The sequence below is a fragment of the Marilutibacter maris genome (assembly GCF_003233695.1).
GTDB classification, from domain to species: domain Bacteria; phylum Pseudomonadota; class Gammaproteobacteria; order Xanthomonadales; family Xanthomonadaceae; genus Marilutibacter; species Marilutibacter maris.
In genome coordinates this window covers 2795989-2812352 of sequence record NZ_CP029843.1, presented here as the reverse complement: position 1 = coordinate 2812352, position 16364 = coordinate 2795989, and the positions used below count along the sequence as shown (strand labels likewise).

The window sequence follows — 16364 nt, the reverse complement described above, 5'->3', positions numbered from 1 at the left end:
GTGCCGCGAATCGTCCTGGCCTGCGGGACCCCGAACAGCCTCCTGGACCTGCCTAGTGGAACCTGCCCTGAAACAGCGCATGATCGGTGCGATCGTCCTGGTCGCACTCGCCGTGATTTTCCTGCCGATGCTGATCAAGGGCCCGGCCCCGGAGAGCGGGGTGACCGATGTTCCGTTGGAGGCGCCGGAAGCGCCGCAGGGCGAGTTCGAGACCCGGGAACTGCCGTTGGTGACGCCGGGCGACGCCCCCGCGGGCGGCGTGGTCGGGATGGAGTCCGGCGACGGGGCCGAGCGCTTGCCGACCGTCGACGCCGACGTCGCGGATGCCGCCGACGCCGCCAGTGACGGCACGATGATGCCGGCCGCGGTCGCCGGCGGCGACTACGCGGTGAACTTCGGCACCTATTCCAGTTCGCGCGATGCCGACATGGTGATCGTCGCGGTGAAGGGCGCGCAGTTGCCCGCATACCAGGAAACGGTGACGGCCAGCGACGGCCGCACCCTGCACCGCGTGCGGATCGGGCCGTTCGCGACCCAGGCCGATGCCGAGGCCGCCCGGGTACGCGCGACCGGCGTGCACAGCGGGGTCGTCGCGCGGGTGGTCAGTCTCAACGCCGACGCCGCGACGCCGGCACAGTCGAAGCCGCCGGCCGAGCCGGTCGCCGCCGCGCCCACGCCGGAGCCGCCGCGCCAGAGCGCCGCCGACCCCGAGTCCGCGCCCGCGCCGCGGGCTCCGGCCGCCACCGAAACCAAGCCGGCGGCCCCGGCCGCCGCCACGGTGGGTTTCGCGGTGCAACTGGGCGCCTTCAGCCATGCCGAGGAGGCCGGCAAGCTGCGCGACCGCGCCCGCGCGGCGGGCTTCACCGCCTTCATCGAACAGATCAGGACCGACAAGGGTGTGCTCAACCGAGTACGGGTCGGTCCAGTGGCCAGCCGCGCCGAGGCCGAGCAGCTGAAGGCGCAGGTCGCCGCCAGGCTCGGGATCGCCGGGATCGTGCGGCCACATCCGTGAAAAGGAGCTTTCCGATGGCAACGACGACAGGGGCCGGGTCATGACGGCGATCGACTGGGTTTTGATCGCGATCGTGGTGGTGTCGGCCCTGCTGGGCCTGATGCGGGGCTTCGTCGGCGTGGTGCTGTCGTTGATTTCCTGGGTGCTCGCCGGCGCGGTGGCATACGGTTTCGGCGACGACGCGGCGATGATGCTGTCGGATACCGCCAGCCCGGGCATGGGCTACGTGGTCGGCGGCTACGCATTGTGTTTCGCCACCGTGCTGGTGTCGGTGAAGTTGCTGAGCTGGTTCGTCCGGCGGGTGCTGGAGTCGGTCGGCCTGTCGGGGATGGATCGCGGGCTGGGCTTCGCGTTCGGTCTGGTGCGCGGCATGTTGTTCGCCTGCGCGCTGGTGCTGCTGATGGGGTTCACCTCGCTGCCGGGCGATACCCAGTGGCGGCGCTCGCAGACCATTCCGATGTTCGAGCCGGGCGCGCGCTGGCTGCGCGACCTGTTGCCGGCGGCGATCGCCGGCCAGGTCAGCTTCAACGGCCCCGGTCCGTTGTCCGGAGAAAACCTGCGGCAGCACAGCCAGGTGCTGGCGCCGATGACCGGTGGCGGCGACATGCTCGGCGGCCAGGACCCGAACGAATTGCTGCGTTCGCTCAGCGAGCAGATGGCCGGCAGTGGCGCCGGACGGCCGGTCGGACCATCCGGCGGACAGCCGATGCAATTGCCGCTGCCGGAGATCGACGGACTCGAGGATCTGCAGGGACTGATCCCGGCGCAGCTCGGCCGGACGCCGAAGAAGGAAGCCGCGACGCCTGGCGTGGATCCGGCCAACGTCGACGCCGCCAGCGGCGGCCAGACCTATGATCCGGCCGCGGTCGACGGCCCTTCCTCGCGGCCGTCGCCATCCAGGTAATCCAGCGGTCGCGGCGGATGCCGGGGCCACAGCAAGTCATTCACTCCCCAGCAGGACACACGCGCCATGTGCGGCATTATCGGTATCGTCGGCCAGAACGACGTCGCGGCACAGTTGTACGACGGACTTACGGTGCTCCAGCACCGCGGCCAGGATGCGGCCGGCATTGCGACCGCGGAGGGCACGCGTCTGCGCGTGCACAAGGGCAACGGTCTGGTCCGCGACGTGTTCGACCAGGTCTCGATGCAGCTGCTGCGCGGCAACATCGGTATCGGCCACTGCCGTTATCCGACCGCCGGCAGCGAGGGCTCGGACGAGGCGCAGCCGTTCTACGTGAACTCGCCGTTCGGCATCGTGCTCGCCCACAACGGCAACCTGGTCAACACCGAGGCGCTGCGCGGCGAGGTGTTCGCCCAGGACCGCCGCAACGTCAACACCGAGTCCGACTCGGAGGTGTTGCTGAACGTCTTCGCCCATGAGCTGGACACCCAGAAGGCGCTGAGCCCGGCGGCGGTGTTCAAGGCGATCGAGGGCGTGCACCGGCGCTGCGTCGGCGGCTACGCGGTGGTCGCCGCGGTGCTGGGCCTGGGCCTGGTCGCGTTCCGCGATCCCCACGGCATCCGTCCGCTGGTGCTGGGCAAGCGGCACAAGGACGGTCGCGACGAGTACGCGGTGGCCAGCGAATCGGTCGCGCTCGACCTGACCGGCTTCGAGCGCGTGCGCGATGTGCGTCCGGGCGAGGGCGTGGTGGTCACCGAGGACGGCCGGTTGTTCGTCCAGCCCTGCTCGGAGGAGGTGCCGCACACGCCGTGCATGTTCGAGTACGTCTACTTCGCGCGCCCGGATTCGATGATGGACGACGTCTCCGTGCACAAGGCGCGCATGCGCATGGGCCAGACCCTCGGCGAGAAGATCCTGCGGCTGCGGCCGGACCACGACATCGACACGGTCATTCCGATCCCCGATTCCTCGCGCGACGCCGCGCTCGAGGTCGCCAACGTGCTGGGAGTGAAGTACCGCGAGGGCTTCATCAAGAACCGCTACGTCGGCCGCACCTTCATCATGCCGGGCCAGAGCGAGCGCGCGAAATCGGTGCGCCGCAAGCTCAACCCGATCCCATTGGAGTTCCGCAACCGCGTGGTGCTGCTGGTCGACGATTCGATCGTGCGCGGTACCACCAGCCAGCAGATCGTGCAGATGGCCCGCGAGGCCGGCGCGCGCAAGGTCTACCTGGCCTCGGCGGCGCCGCCGGTGCGGCATCCGAACATCTACGGCATCGACATGCCGACCCGCGAGGAACTGATCGCCTACGACCGCGACGAGAAGGAAATCGAGGCGATCCTGGGCTGCGACTGGCTGATCTACCAGGACCTGAGCGACCTGGAGCAGGCGGTGTCGGGACCCAAGCAGCGGATCGCGCGCTTCGATTCCTCCTGCTTCAACGGCGAGTACGTCACCGGCACCGCCGACGACTACTTCGAGCGGATCAAGCACCTGCGCTCGGACGATGCCAAGGCCCAGCGTCGCGCGTCCTGATGGCGCCGGCGCCTGGCGCGTATCCGTCGGTCGCGGATTTTCACGCCACGATGATCACGCAATGACGATCACGCAACGATGACCTCGCCGGCATGACGTCGCTGTTCGACGCTGCGCGCGCCTGCCTGGATGCCGGCGCACCCGACGACAAGCTCGCCCTGACCCTTGCGCACGCGCAGGCCTTCGGCGACGGCGGGCGGCCGATCGACGCCGCCGCGCCGTCGCCGGAACCGATCCGGATGCCGGGCCGGCCGGCGCGACCGCAGCTGGTGCATCCGCGCGAGTTGCCGCGGCGCGGGCTCGGCAGCGACGAGGGGCGGGCGGCGTTCATCCACGCGATCGCCCATATCGAGTTCAACGCGATCGACCTGGCCTGGGATGCGGTCTACCGCTTCCGCGGATTGCCCGATGCGTTCTACGCCGACTGGGTGTCGGTCGCCGCCGACGAGGCGCGCCATTTCTCGATGTTGCGCGCGCGCCTGCGCGAACTCGGCCGCGACTACGGCGACTTCGACGCCCACAACGGGCTGTGGGAGATGGCCGAGAAGACCGCGCACGACGGCCTTTCGCGGATGGCGCTGGTGCCGAGGGTGCTGGAGGCGCGCGGGCTGGACGTGACCCCGGGCATGATCGTCAAGTTGCGCGCGTTGGGCGATGACGCGACCGCTGACATCCTGGAGGTGATCCTGCGCGAGGAGGTGGCCCACGTCGCCGCCGGTTCGCGCTGGTATCGCTGGTACTGCCGGCAGGGTGGCGTCGAGCCGCGCTCACGCTTCCGCGAACTGTTGCGCGAATACGCGAGCGGGCAACTGCATGGGCCGTTCAATCTCGAGGCACGGTTGATGGCCGGCTTCGACGAGGACGAGCTGGCGGTGCTGGAGCAGGCCAGTGGCGGCTGAGCGGCCGCCATCGTGCCTCATCGATCGGCGGAACCGCCGCACAGCTCGAGCGCGCGGACCTCATCGGGTTTCGAGGCCGTTTCGGGATCCGCGTTGAGCATGATGTGTTCGGGTTGCGGGGCCGCGGCGTAGACAGTGCGGCCGGCCGTGTCCGTCCTGCCCCGATGCCATTGCGGGGACGCGCTGCAGATGACCAGCAGGTACGACCTGCCGGCCTGGGGCGTGCCGTCGGAGGCCCGCAATCGCATGACGTCACCGAACTCGCCCTCGCCGAGGCGGCCGGTGAGCCGCCAGGCGCCGGGTTCCACGGGACGGTCCAGTGCGAATACCGGGGTCCGGCCATGCGCGTCGGTGACGCCTTGATAGACATGCAGTTCCGCCGGCAACGGCACCTCGCCGGTCAGCGCCAGGGCAAACGGTGTCCGCGCAGCAGGTGCGGTGGCGGCCGGCGGCCAGAACTCGAAGCAGTAGCGATGGGGGCCGTTGCCGATCACCTCGGCCTGGTCGCTATCGCGGATCTGGCGACCGTTGACGATCTCGACGCTGTCCACGCCGTCGGGGTGGGGCGTATGACTGCAGGCGACACCCAATAGCGTCGCGCACACCGCCATCGACAGCGTCCTCATGGCAGATGTTCCAGCGCGAAGCCGTCGGGCGTCACCCGCAGCACCGAGCCCTGTTCGTACCAGTCGCCCAGCACGATGCGACGGCAGGCACGGCCGTCGACGTCGAGTTCGTGGATCGCCGGGCGGTGGGTGTGGCCGTGGATCAGGGTGTCGATGCCGAAGCGGTGCAGGGTGTCCTCGACGGTGGCCGCGGCGACATCGGTGATGGTCTCCATCGTGCCCTGGTCCTTGAGCCCGGACTGGTGGGCCTGGCTCGCCGCCCGCGCCTGCTGCGCGAACGCCAGCCGCGCCGGCAACGGCTGCGACAGGAACTGCGCCTGCCAGCGTGGATCGCGGACCTGGGCGCGGAACTGCTGGTAGGCGGTGTCGTCGGTGCACAACAGGTCGCCATGCATCAGCAGGGTCGGGCGGCCGTACAGCAGGATCACCGAGGGGTCGGGCAGCAGGGTCATGCCGGCGCGGCGCGCATAGGCGTCGCCGAGCAGGAAGTCGCGATTGCCGCGAATGAAGAACACCGGCACGCCGGCATCGGCCAGCGCCCGGGTCTCGGCGGCGACGGTGGCGCCGGTCTCGGAGGGGTCGTCGTCGCCGACCCAGGCCTCGAACAGGTCGCCGAGGATGTACAGCGCATCGGCCCGGCGGGCCTCGCCGCGGAGAAAGTCGACGAACAGCGAGGTGATGCGCGGACGCTCGGGGTCGAGGTGAAGGTCGGAAACGAAGAGGGTGGTCATGCGCGCATTGTAGTGTCTGCCCGATGCCGGCCGGCGGCGCGAGGCGGGCTTCGCCGCCGGCGATCGTCAACAGGTTGCCCGCGACCGCCCGCCTGCAACCGGCTAAAATGGCCGATCCGTTCGCAGCCGTCCCAATCCCGCATGACCACCCGTACCCGTTTCGCCCCCAGCCCCACCGGTTACCTGCACATCGGCGGCGCCCGAACCGCGTTGTACTGCTGGCTGGAAGCGCGCCGCAACGGCGGCCAGTTCGTGTTGCGGGTCGAGGACACCGATCGCGAGCGCAGTACCCAGGCCGCGATCGACGCGATCCTGCAGGCGATGGACTGGCTCGGCCTGGACTACGACGAGGGGCCGGTCTACCAGACCGCCCGGCTGGAGCGCTACCGCGAGGTCGCCGAGAAGATGCTGGCCGACGGCACCGCCTACTACGCCTACGAGACCAAGGAAGAGCTGGAAGCGATGCGCGAGGCGGCGATGGCCGCCGGCGAGAAGCCGCGCTACAACGGCGCCGCGCGCGATGCCGACCTGGGGTACCGCGACGACCCCAACCGGGTGATCCGTTTCCGCAATCCGCAGGGCGGGTCGGTGGTCTGGGAGGACAAGGTCAAGGGCCGTATCGAGATCAGCAACGACGAGCTCGACGACCTGGTGATCTTCCGTTCCGACGGCTACCCGACCTACAACTTCGCGGTGGTGGTCGACGATATGGACATGGGCATCACCGACGTGGTGCGCGGCGACGACCACGTGAACAACACTCCGCGCCAGATCAATATCTACCAGGCGCTGGGGGCGCCGGTGCCGCACTTCGCGCATCTGCCGATGATCCTCGACGAGCAGGGCGCCAAGCTGTCCAAGCGCACCGGCGCGGCCGACGTGATGCAGTACCGCGAGATGGGCTACCTGCCGCACGCGCTGTTGAACTATCTGGTGAGGCTGGGCTGGTCGCACGGCGACCAGGAGATCTTCTCGATCGCCGAGATGACCGGGCTGTTCGACCTCAAGGACGTCAATGCCAAGGCCTCGCGGCTGGATCCGGCCAAGCTCGGCTGGCTGAACCAGCAGTACCTCAAGAGCGACGATCCGGCCGAGGTGGCCAAGCATCTCGACTGGCACCTGCGCGAGCAGGGGTTGGACCCGGCCCGGGGCCCTGCCGCGGCCGACATCGTGATCGCGCTGCGCGACCGCGTGCAGACCCTGAAGGAGATGGCCGAGCGCGCGCGGGTCTGGTTCGGTCCGCTGACCGGGTACGACGACGCGGCCGTCGCCAAGCACCTGGGCGAGAAGGCGCGCGCGCCGCTGGCCGAGGCGCGCCAGCGCATCGCCGCGCTGCCGGAGTGGAACGCGGAGGCGATCACCGCCGCGCTGCAGGCGACCGCGCAGGCGCTGGAGATCGGCATGGGCAAGGTCGCCCAGCCGATGCGGGTGGCGGTCACCGGCACCCAGGTCAGCCCCGACATCGGTCACACTGTCTATCTGTGCGGCCGCGACGAGGCGCTGGCGCGGATCGACGCCGCGCTTGCAAAATTGCCCGAAGGGACCTAGATCTGGGCCATGAGCGAGTCGCACGCCTGCACCGATCCCAAGCACCACGTGCACGATGCCGATGGTTTCGTGCGCGAGGTCGAGCGCCTGTGCGGGCAACGCGGCCTGCGCCTGACCCCGATCCGCGCCCACGCGCTGCGCCTGATCGCCGACGCCGGGCGTCCGGTCAAGGCTTACGACCTGCTCGACCAGATGAAGGCGACCCACGATTCGGCAGCGCCGCCGACGGTCTACCGGGCGCTGGACTTCCTGCTCGAACACGGCTTCATCCACAAGCTCGCCTCGATCAATGCCTTCGTCGGTTGCCACCATCCCGGTTCCGAGGCGCATGCGGTGCCGTTCCTGATCTGCGACAAGTGCCAGTCGGCGACCGAGCTGGAGGACGAGGAGATCGTTGCTTCGCTGGACCGGCGCGCACGCGCGCTGGGCTTCGTGCCGCAGGCGCAGACGCTGGAAGTGCACGGCGTCTGCGCCGACTGCGCGCGCAAGGGCTGAACCGCAATCCGGCCGCCGTTGTCGCGGCAACGATTTCCTAACCACGCCGCCGGCGGCGCCGGCTAGAGTGCGCCGGTCGTCCCCGGGACCGGAGCATGGATGCGCAGCCGTGGTAGCAGTCAGGAGTCGCTGGCGCGGATCGCGTTGATGGCCTTCGTTGCCGCGCTGCATCTGTACGCGTCGTGGTGGCTGTTGTTCCGGTTCCAGATCCAGCCGCCGCCGCTGGCCGTCGACCGCGACGAGGAGGCGGTGCTGCAGGTGCATTTCATCGCCAGGTCTTCCGAACTGCGGGAGCCGGCGCCGCCGGTTGCGGCATCGCCGGTGACCGTCCGGCGCTCAGCCGAGGCGGTGGCGTCGCCGGAACCATCCGCCACGCGCGGGATCTCGGCGGTGTTCCTGCCGGCCTCGAGCGAGCCTGCCACGCCGCGTCGTCCGCTGGATCTGTCGGTGCCCGAGCGCCGCGAGCCGATTGGCTTCGACCGCCCCGATCCGCTGGCGTCGCGCGCTTCGCTCGACCCGCGCCGCACCCGTTTCGCCGACGACTGGGCCACCGACGGCGACGCGGTCGAGAAGCTGAAGGAGGACTCGCGGGTCGCGCGGACCCTGCTCGGGCTGTTCGGGGGCCGCGACACCTGCACCGAACAGGCGATCCGGGAGCGCCGCGACGACTGTGTCGGCGCCGACTACCGGCCCGGGTTGCACGAGGTGCTGCAGGGGCGTTGAACGCAATGCGGGCGCCACCTTGTGGCGGCGCCCGCGGATCGTGGCCGGTGGCGGATCAGAAGAACGCGCGCACGCCGAAGGCGACGCCACGTCCCGGCAGCGGGGCCAGGTCCTTCAGGAACGAGGTGTGCGCGCGGGCTTCCTCGTCGAGCAGGTTGCTGCCGTCCACGAACACCTCCCAGGCGCCGCCGGATGCGGTGTCCAGATGCCAGGCCACGTGAGCATCGACCAGGGTGTAGCCCGGGGTCGGCTCCTCGTGCTCGGCGACGTCGTCCTGTTCGGCGTAGCGGGTCGCGCCGATCGAGGCGCGCCAGGCACCCATCGCCCAGCGCAGTTCGCCGCCGACGCGCGACGGCGCGATCCGCGGCAGGTTGCCGCCGCGGGCCAGGTCCACGGTGTAGTCGTGGGTGTGGTCGCCGTGCGGGACCGAGACATCGACCGCGCGGGTGCCGCTGCCGCTCAGCTCGCCGCGCACCACGTCGCCGAACACGCGCAGGTCCCAGCTGCCGCTGGCGTTGTCGGCGAAGTTCCAGCTGGCCTCGGCCTCGGCGCCGTTGAAGCGCGCGTCGTCCTGGGTCCACACCCGCACCGGGCCGCCGTCGTCGATGCCGGTGTCGGCCAGGTAGACGAAGTCGTCGAAGCGGGCGTGATAGACCGAGGCGCCGAGCTTGAACGGCCCGGCATGCCAGTGCAGGCCCAATTCGGCGCGGTTGGCGGTTTCCACGTCGAGATCGGGGTTGCCCAGTTCGACGCTGGCGGTGGCCACGTGCAGGCCGTTGGAGTACAGCTCCTCGGCGGTCGGTGCGCGCTGGGCGCGATCCAGGCCGAAGGACAGGTGGAAGTCCGGGCTGATGTTCCAGCGCATCGATGCCGACAGGCTGGTGGTGTCGAAGTCGCGGTCGGGGCCGATCGCGGTGGCGGCATCGATGTCGATGCTGTTGCGGTCGTGGCGCGCGCCCAGCTCGAACTTCAGGTCGCCGAACTCGCGCTGGCCGATCCAGAACAGGCCGGTGTCGCGCGACTTCGAGGCCGGCACGAAGGCTTCCTCACCGATCGCCCTGAAGTCGCGGTCCGCCCATTGCAGGCCGATCGCGCCGTCCCAGCCCAGCACCGGTCGGTGGACCAGCTCCAGTCGCGCCTCGGTGCTGTCGTTGTCGAACACGGTGCCGACTTCCTCGCCCTCGTACTCGGTATGGGTGTAGTCGGTATGCGCGAGCTTGCCGCGCAGGGAGACGAACGGGCCGATGTCGTTGAGCCCGCCGCGCAGCTCGGCGCGACGCTGGTCCATCACGATCCGGACCGGTCCCTCCTCCTCGTGCTCTTCGTCGTCGTGGTCGTGCCCGTGGTCGTCGTGACCGTCTTCTTCGCCGTGCGAGTGGCCGGGTACGCCGTAGCGGGTGTTGAACAGGCTGACGCCGACGCCGAGGAAGCCGCGCTCGCCGACCCAGGACACGCCCAGCGCGCCGGCGTCGGTGCGCACCGCGCTGTTGGCCAGGGTGCCGCGCACGCCTTCCTCTTCGTGCCCGTCATCGTCATGGCCGTCGTCGTGATCGTCTTCGTGGGCGTGCTCGCTCTCGGCGAAGCCGGGGATGTCGTAGTCGCCGGTCTCGCGGTGCAGGGCGTCGAAATGGAACACCAGATTGCCCCCGGCCGAGGTGCCGTCGAGGCGGACCATGCCGGTCTTCTCGTCGTTGACGGTGCCGGCGCGCAGCTCGGCGCGGCCTTCCAGCGGCCTCGCCGTCGCCGCCTCGGGAATGCGGCCGTCGATCACGTTGACCGCGCCGCCGATCGCGCCGCTGCCATAGAGCAGGGTGGCCGGGCCCTTCAGCACCTCGATCTGGTTGGCCAGGAACGGCTCGATGCTGACCGCGTGGTCGACGCTGACCGTCGACACGTCACCGGCACCGAGGCCGTCGCTGAGCACCTGCACGCGCGCACCGTCGAAGCCGCGCACGATCGGCCGGCCGACGCCGGGACCGAAGTAGGTCGACTGCACGCCCGGCAGCTTGGATACGGTCTCGCCGAGCGAGTTGGCCTTGGCTTCGTCGAGTTTGTCGCCGGCCAGGATCTCGACCGGCCGGGTCAGGTCCTCGGCGGTCCCGGCCAGCGGCGTGGCCCGTACTTCGACTGCGTTCAGGTCCACGGCTTCGTGGTCGTGGTCCTGCGCGGTCGCGCTGTCGGTGGCCGCAAGCAGTTGCGGAGAGCCGGCCATCAGCGCAGCGGCGAGGGCGAGTGAGAGGGGAAGGCGACGCGGGAGGCTGTTGGAATGCATGGGCTTGAGCTAAAGTGACGTACCGGGATGATCGGAATGTTATACTATAACAATTCGAGATCCAGCCCCTGCCGTACGTCATGCCCCCCTCACGTATCCGTTCGTTCTTCCACCATCTTCTCGATCGCGTCGGTGCGGTCGGCTCGCTGCTGTGCGCGGTGCACTGCGCGTTGCTGCCGGTGCTGATCGCGACCCTGCCGTCGCTGGGCGTGACCGGCTGGTTCGACGACGGCTTCGAGCTGGCCTTCGTGGTGTTCGCGACCGGGCTGGGGCTGTTCAGCGTGGTCTGGGGGTATCGCCGGCACCGTGCGGTGCGGGCCTTGTCGCTGTTGATCCCGGGCCTGCTGGTGCTGTGGGCGGGCGTGCTGTACCGGCCGTTGCACGAGGCACTGCTGCCGCACGCGGTGGCGATGACCTTCGGCGGCACCCTGGTCGGCCTCGCCCACCTGGCCAACCTCAGACTCAACCACGGCCACGTCCACGACGCGTCCTGCGCGCATTGATGCATTGATCCGGATGCACGGCATCCGGATCAATGCCAGGATTGGCTGCGCAAATCCCGGGCCCCGGCCTCGCGCCTCCGATCCCCCGCCCCTTCGGGGCGCCCCCCCTTACCAAGGGGGGGCTTGGGGCTGCTCTCGCGCCGATTGGGGTTCGTCAGGCCCTGACCGCGCTGCTGTGCCCCGGACGCACGGCATCCGGATCGATTCCGGGATTGGCTGCGCAAATCCGCCCTCCCTGCCCAGGGCCGTCCGAGGGAGGGGGCAGTCCCGGCGGGCGTGGGGGCGACAGCCTCCGGACGCGCCGGTTCGCGTGTTAGAATGGACGGTCACGCCTGATGGCGTATCCCGACAGCGCATCCTCGCCGACGGCGCGTCACCAACAACACACTCACGACAGATTCGGAGCACGGAACATGGGTAAGGGCGACCGCAAGACCGCCAAGGGCAAGCGTTACAACTCCAGCTACGGCAACGCCCGTTCGCACACGGCCGTGACCAAGGCGACCGGCTCGGCGTCGTCGCCGGTGGCGAAGAAGGCTTCCAAGGCGCCGGCCAAGAAGGTCGTCGCCAAGAAGGCTGCCGCCAAGGAGTAAGCGCGGCGCCTCGCCGCGAGCGGCGAATGGCACGAAAACGGCGGGCATGGCCCGCCGTTTTTTTTGGGGGGAGCGACCACAAGCAGTTGTGAGCGTACTGAAGGGGTCACGATTTTCAAAGGACTAGGGAAACGCGATGCGTAACAGGGTACTGACAGTCTTGTGCTGGATGAGCGCGTTGTGCCTACCGGCCCAGGCCCAGACGGTGACCTATATCCACACCGACGCCCTCGGCAGTCCGGTGGTGGAGACCGACGCCAACCGCAACGTCATCGAGCGCAACGAGTACGAGCCGTACGGCAGGAGCAATCAGCCACGGACGACGGCCCCGGCTATACCGGACACGTCGACGATGCCGCAACCGGGCTGATCTACGTGCAGCAGCGCTATTACGACGAGGATATCGGGCGGTTTTTGTCCGTCGATCCCGTGACCGCCTATGACGATCCGATAGCGCAGTTCCATCGCTACCGCTACGCGAACAGCAATCCCGACAAATTCACTGACCCAGGCGGCCGGCAGTTCCGTGAAAATGTAGATCCGCCATCTACCGGAGTACCACGATTTGATTGGCTTATGAATCCATCAGATGGACGGGGCAGTACAGGTCAATTGGTAGGGGAGCAGCTTGTATCTGAATTCAGTAAGCCGCATGGCACGGAAAACGTTGTCTTGTACACCGTAACTGCGATGTCGCTCGGAACCGGTGTTGCACTCCGCGGAGTCGCTGGCAGGGTCAGTGCGAATCGCTCTGGAAATGCAGTCCGAGGTGGCTTGGAGAGCAGGGGGTACCGTCCCGTGCCGGGTGAGCGTACGATCCAAGGGCAGGTGGATAGTGCTGTTTCCACAGCAAACGGCAATCCGACAATCGTCCGTAATGGCAATGACGTCGTACGCCTGCGCTCATCGGGACACGGGAAGCAATGGGCCATCAGCGACTCCTATCAAGATGAACATCGCTCCGGATGGGCGTCGTTTTCGCGGTGATGGCGCGGACCGACCCGTCTCGAATAGAGATATTCGGGAACTGCACAAGGCCAATGATGGCCAAAATGGAAGCGAGATCAGAACCCGGGGTCGCAGATAGATCATGAGCCTGTCGATGGGTATTGCCTTTGAACTTGAGGATTCGCCTGCGCTCGCGGTGGTCATCGAGGTGTTGGACGAAATGGGCATCGGTCATGCGCCAGGATTGGAGGCGTTTGAGGCGGATGTCAGGGACGGAATTGCCTCACTAGTCAGTGTGATGCATCTGGGCGAGGTCCTTGCGTTGCGGGCTCCAAGAGACCAAGAGGTGAATATGGTTCCGGCCATCGAAGCGGAACTGACGCTTCTGGAAACCAAGGGAAGTATGCCTGGAGTCTTCGCAGTATTGCGGCGGATCGAGCAGGCAATGGTGGCGAACCGGGCCGGTAGATTCTTCATGCTTTTCGCCGCAGAGTGGGCCGAGGATGAAGAGGTCCGCTTCAGCTATGGAAGTACTGAAGACCTAATCGCGATGCTCAGCAGGCCCGGGGGCTGGTGCCTGAGGCTGCTCGATCTTCGCAATGGCATGGAAATGAATTCCATCCAGTACCCTTTCGTTTTCGAGGTTCTCGTTCGTGGACCAAAGGGGACGGGGGCAATTAAGCCGATTCCATGAACGCACAAGGCCTGCATTCGCGGGCCTTGTTACTGACCTCCTTCCTGTAATTCGGACCAGTCAGAAGTAGAGAATTCGGCGACACTCAGGCCTGAAGGAGACCCGTCGCCATGAAGAAGTCAAAGTTCGCCGAAGAACAGATCGCATTCGCTCTGAAGCAGGCCGAGAGTGGCACGACCGTGGAGGAGATCTGCCGAAAGATGGGCATCAGCCAGGCCACGTTCTACGCTTGGCGCAAGAAGTTCGGAGGCCTCGGGGTGGCCGAGCTGCGCCGCCTGCGTCAGCTGGAGGAGGAGAACCGCAAGCTCAAACAGTTGGTCGCCGACCTGAGCCTGGACAAGGTCATGCTGCAGGACGTGCTGTCAAAAAAGCTCTGAGGCCCGCGCAGCGCAAGACGCTCGTGGGCCATCTGATCGATCGATACCGCATTGGTGTGCGCCATGCCTGCAGCGTGGTTAAGCAGAGTCGTTCGGCGTGGTGCTACCAACCCCAGGATAGCGATGATGGCCCACTGCTTCGGCGGATCAGGAGGTTGCCGCCACGCGGGTCCGCTACGGCTTTCGCAGGCTGAACTCAATCTGCGGCGCAAGTGCCCGCGTCTGACCTGTCACTGAATGACGCCCGCCGGAAGATCGAAAGCTGGAGGGGCGATTACGATCTCTCCGGACGCACTCGTCGATCGGCGATGTCCCGCCGGCCGAGTTCGCCGCCCGATTCACTTCCCAACCCAAGGCCGAAATTTCCAGTTCTGCTCGGGCCTGGCATTGGGAAGGGGGCAGCGATTTTCAAAGGACAAGGGAATAGCGATGCGTAACAGGGTACTGACAGTCTTGTGCTGGATGAGCGCGTTGTGCCTACCGGCCCAGGCCCAGACGGTGACCTATATCCACACCGACGCCCTCGGCAGTCCGGTGGTGGAGACCGACGCCAACCGCAACGTCATCGAGCGCAACGAGTACGAGCCGTACGGCAGGAGCAATCAGCCACGGACGACGGCCCCGGCTATACCGGACACGTCGACGATGCCGCAACCGGGCTGATCTACGCGCAGCAGCGCTATTACGACGAGGATATCGGGCGGTTTCTCAGCGTCGATCCTGTTGCCGCGAATCCGAACACGGGTGCGAGTTTCAATCGCTATGTGTATGCGAATAACAATCCGTACAGGTTCACCGATCCAGATGGTCGGCAGTCCCGTGGAAATGTACAGCTGCCGTCCACTGGAGTGCCACTCTTTGACTGGCTAATGACCCCATCAGATGCACGGGGCAGCTTTGGTCAGATGATGGCGCAGCAGTTTGGAGTTGAGCTCAGTCAGCCGCATAGCGTCGAAGACGTTGTGTTGTATATCGCAATTGCGATGTCGGCTGGAACCGGTGCGGCAGGTGGGGTGCGAGGGTTGGGTGCGGGCTGCCTGGTTTCCACAGAGAAGCGGCTAGCCGACGGTGCGTTGGTGGTGCGTGGTGGATCAACTGCGGGTGCAAACTCAGCCGAAGGCCTCGCCAAGGGAATTGGTACACATCCAGCTGGTGTGACCGGATTTTCGGCAGAAAGCGCTAACGGTGCTTCGTTGTGTCAGCTATGCACCAACGTCCAGCACAATCAGGTTGGCGTAACAACAGTGGGCCAAGTGCGCGCCGCTGGCGGCGACGTAATATCTACTGGAGGCAGGTCGCCAAATCATGCGACGGTCACCGGCCTTGCACCTGAAAAGGCAGCTGAACTTATGGCAGTTCAGCCCAACCCCGTTCCGGCCGCAGAGCGAGCCAAATTTTGAGATCGGTTCAAATGAATTACATCTATGCAGATTTCAACAACAGGGATGCAGATGGCTTCTTGCGCCTTAATAACACTGGCACTACGAACGACCTTGCCGCGAGATCAATTAGCCTTGTCGCCGGTTTGGAGCTGGTTGTGTCTGACGGTGATCTTTTTGCAACGATAATTGTTCGCGAGCCAGGGGATGAACTCGTTTGGAGGGGGGAGGTCGTTGGGACGGTAACGGAGTTGTAAGGTAAGCGTCCGGCGACCACATCGATCCGGGAAATGGGGTCAGGTTGGACTGCCCCGGCTTTCACAGACAGGTAGTCAGGATACAAGCCTGACCGATAGATAGTTCCTCTCCGCCTGCACCGGTGATTGGTAGTCCAGTGCCGAGTGCATGCGGATGGGGAAAATGGTGTCAGGTTCATTTGTTCGTGTGACCAAATGGATAAGTGAACTATTCTTGCCGACTGGGGTCGGCATCTGCCCTGGTCAATAAGCAGCAACGAGGATGGCCCGGTTGATCGAGCAGCGAAGGCATGACGCGAGGGCGCTGGATGCAGTGACGCAGTGCCAGCAGGTGCGAGCGGTTCCGACGGGTGCTCTTGCGCCCCGGCAGGCAATCGGATAGCCGCCTGTATGCACCAGGATCACGAAATAGGCAGGCGTGTCTGGCCTGTTACGATTGGTGTCCGCCATGCGCATGGCCGGACATGTAGAATTTTCAGGCGATTGAGGACGATTGAATGACGATCAAGGCCCTATGGGGAGCGCTTGCCGTGCTCTTGCTCTCCTTCCCATGCGCAGCCGCGCGCAACAACACTGGCCATACCATCGCCCGGATCGGTACGGGCTGGGGAGCCGAAGCGATCTATGTGCACTCGGTGAACGCTGCTCCGGTCGAGGAGGGCTGCGGTGGCACGCAGTACCGGATCAATCTCAACCACCCCTTGCTCAAGGAGATGCTCACGCTGCTGGTGGCGGCGCAGCAGTCCGGGGCACAGGTGGACCTGTATGTGGACGGTTGCCAGGGCAGCGCGATGGTCTTGCAGGCCGTCGCCATACATTAGTGGCGCTTGAGTCCCGAGGACTTCGGGGAATGTCGCGATTGGTGGT

The 16364-nt window shown here is 66.7% G+C and carries 18 protein-coding genes and 1 pseudogene; 16 read left to right on the top strand and 3 right to left on the bottom strand.

Going from position 1 to position 16364, the window contains the following annotated elements; genetic code table 11:
- Positions 1–55: 55 nt before the first annotated feature.
- The 4 genes from C9I47_RS12410 to C9I47_RS12395 all read left to right on the top strand — a co-directional run bounded on the left by C9I47_RS12410 (position 56) and on the right by C9I47_RS12395 (position 4351).
- Positions 56–1012 carry an SPOR domain-containing protein gene (locus C9I47_RS12410; protein WP_111267020.1) on the top strand — a complete coding sequence of 319 codons (957 nt, stop codon included), beginning with the start codon at positions 56–58 and terminating at the stop codon, positions 1010–1012.
- Positions 1013–1052: 40 nt separating this feature from the next.
- Complete coding sequence (locus C9I47_RS12405) at positions 1053–1916, top strand: CvpA family protein (RefSeq protein WP_111267019.1); 864 nt, start codon at positions 1053–1055, stop codon at positions 1914–1916.
- Positions 1917–1982: 66 nt separating this feature from the next.
- Positions 1983–3452: an amidophosphoribosyltransferase gene (purF, locus tag C9I47_RS12400; RefSeq protein ID WP_111267018.1), complete on the top strand. Its 1470-nt coding sequence runs from the start codon at positions 1983–1985 to the stop codon at positions 3450–3452.
- A 92-nt stretch (positions 3453–3544) separates the two neighbouring features.
- Complete coding sequence (locus C9I47_RS12395) at positions 3545–4351, top strand: ferritin-like domain-containing protein (RefSeq protein ID WP_111267017.1); 807 nt, start codon at positions 3545–3547, stop codon at positions 4349–4351.
- A gap of 17 nt (positions 4352–4368) precedes the next feature.
- On the opposite strand, the gene C9I47_RS12390 is transcribed toward C9I47_RS12395, so the two are convergent.
- Together C9I47_RS12390 and lpxH are read right to left on the bottom strand one after the other, a co-directional pair.
- Complete coding sequence (locus C9I47_RS12390) at positions 4369–4962, bottom strand: hypothetical protein (RefSeq protein ID WP_145985515.1); 594 nt, start codon at positions 4960–4962, stop codon at positions 4369–4371.
- Between the two features lie 11 nt (positions 4963–4973).
- Positions 4974–5708, bottom strand: a complete 735-nt coding sequence (gene lpxH, locus C9I47_RS12385; protein WP_111267015.1) for a UDP-2,3-diacylglucosamine diphosphatase — start codon at positions 5706–5708, stop codon at positions 4974–4976.
- A 141-nt stretch (positions 5709–5849) separates the two neighbouring features.
- Here lpxH and gltX point away from each other — a divergent pair, with 141 nt between their 5' ends.
- The 3 genes from gltX to C9I47_RS12370 all read left to right on the top strand — a co-directional run bounded on the left by gltX (position 5850) and on the right by C9I47_RS12370 (position 8474).
- Positions 5850–7256 carry a glutamate--tRNA ligase gene (gene gltX, locus C9I47_RS12380; RefSeq protein ID WP_111267014.1) on the top strand — a complete coding sequence of 469 codons (1407 nt, stop codon included), beginning with the start codon at positions 5850–5852 and terminating at the stop codon, positions 7254–7256.
- Positions 7257–7265: 9 nt separating this feature from the next.
- Entirely contained in the window at positions 7266–7751 is a 486-nt protein-coding gene (locus C9I47_RS12375) for a transcriptional repressor (protein WP_111267013.1), read from the top strand.
- A gap of 99 nt (positions 7752–7850) precedes the next feature.
- Complete coding sequence (locus tag C9I47_RS12370) at positions 7851–8474, top strand: hypothetical protein (RefSeq protein ID WP_145985514.1); 624 nt, start codon at positions 7851–7853, stop codon at positions 8472–8474.
- 55 nt (positions 8475–8529) lie between these two features.
- Here the strand turns inward: C9I47_RS12370 and C9I47_RS12365 are convergent, their stop codons facing one another.
- Positions 8530–10746 (bottom strand): TonB-dependent receptor, encoded by a 2217-nt coding sequence (locus C9I47_RS12365; RefSeq protein WP_111267011.1) that lies wholly within the window; start codon positions 10744–10746, stop codon positions 8530–8532.
- A gap of 80 nt (positions 10747–10826) precedes the next feature.
- On the opposite strand from C9I47_RS12365, the gene C9I47_RS12360 reads away from it, so the two are divergent.
- The 9 genes and pseudogenes from C9I47_RS12360 (at position 10827) to C9I47_RS12325 (ending at position 16318) form a co-directional block, all read left to right on the top strand.
- On the top strand, positions 10827–11249 hold the full coding sequence (locus C9I47_RS12360) for a MerC domain-containing protein (RefSeq protein ID WP_111267010.1): 423 nt from the start codon (positions 10827–10829) through the stop codon (positions 11247–11249).
- 413 nt (positions 11250–11662) lie between these two features.
- Positions 11663–11842, top strand: coding sequence for a 30S ribosomal protein THX (locus C9I47_RS12355; RefSeq protein ID WP_111267009.1), 180 nt, complete (start codon positions 11663–11665; stop codon positions 11840–11842).
- A 136-nt stretch (positions 11843–11978) separates the two neighbouring features.
- Positions 11979–12212: a hypothetical protein gene (locus tag C9I47_RS17955; RefSeq protein WP_223250407.1), complete on the top strand. Its 234-nt coding sequence runs from the start codon at positions 11979–11981 to the stop codon at positions 12210–12212.
- Positions 12209–12829 (top strand): RHS repeat-associated core domain-containing protein, encoded by a 621-nt coding sequence (locus C9I47_RS12350; RefSeq protein ID WP_223250374.1) that lies wholly within the window; start codon positions 12209–12211, stop codon positions 12827–12829. Before C9I47_RS17955 ends, C9I47_RS12350 begins: the two co-directional genes overlap by 4 nt.
- 103 nt (positions 12830–12932) lie before the next feature.
- Positions 12933–13484 (top strand): hypothetical protein, encoded by a 552-nt coding sequence (locus C9I47_RS12345; protein ID WP_111267008.1) that lies wholly within the window; start codon positions 12933–12935, stop codon positions 13482–13484.
- A 110-nt stretch (positions 13485–13594) separates the two neighbouring features.
- Positions 13595–14057 (top strand): annotated as a pseudogene (locus C9I47_RS17950) (transposase); the annotation flags it as partial.
- Positions 14058–14290: 233 nt separating this feature from the next.
- Positions 14291–14524 carry a hypothetical protein gene (locus C9I47_RS17945; protein WP_223250407.1) on the top strand — a complete coding sequence of 78 codons (234 nt, stop codon included), beginning with the start codon at positions 14291–14293 and terminating at the stop codon, positions 14522–14524.
- Positions 14521–15261 (top strand): RHS repeat-associated core domain-containing protein, encoded by a 741-nt coding sequence (locus C9I47_RS17940; RefSeq protein WP_223250373.1) that lies wholly within the window; start codon positions 14521–14523, stop codon positions 15259–15261. Before C9I47_RS17945 ends, C9I47_RS17940 begins: the two co-directional genes overlap by 4 nt.
- 733 nt (positions 15262–15994) lie before the next feature.
- Entirely contained in the window at positions 15995–16318 is a 324-nt protein-coding gene (locus C9I47_RS12325; protein WP_111267007.1) for a hypothetical protein, read from the top strand.
- Positions 16319–16364: the final 46 nt, after the last annotated feature.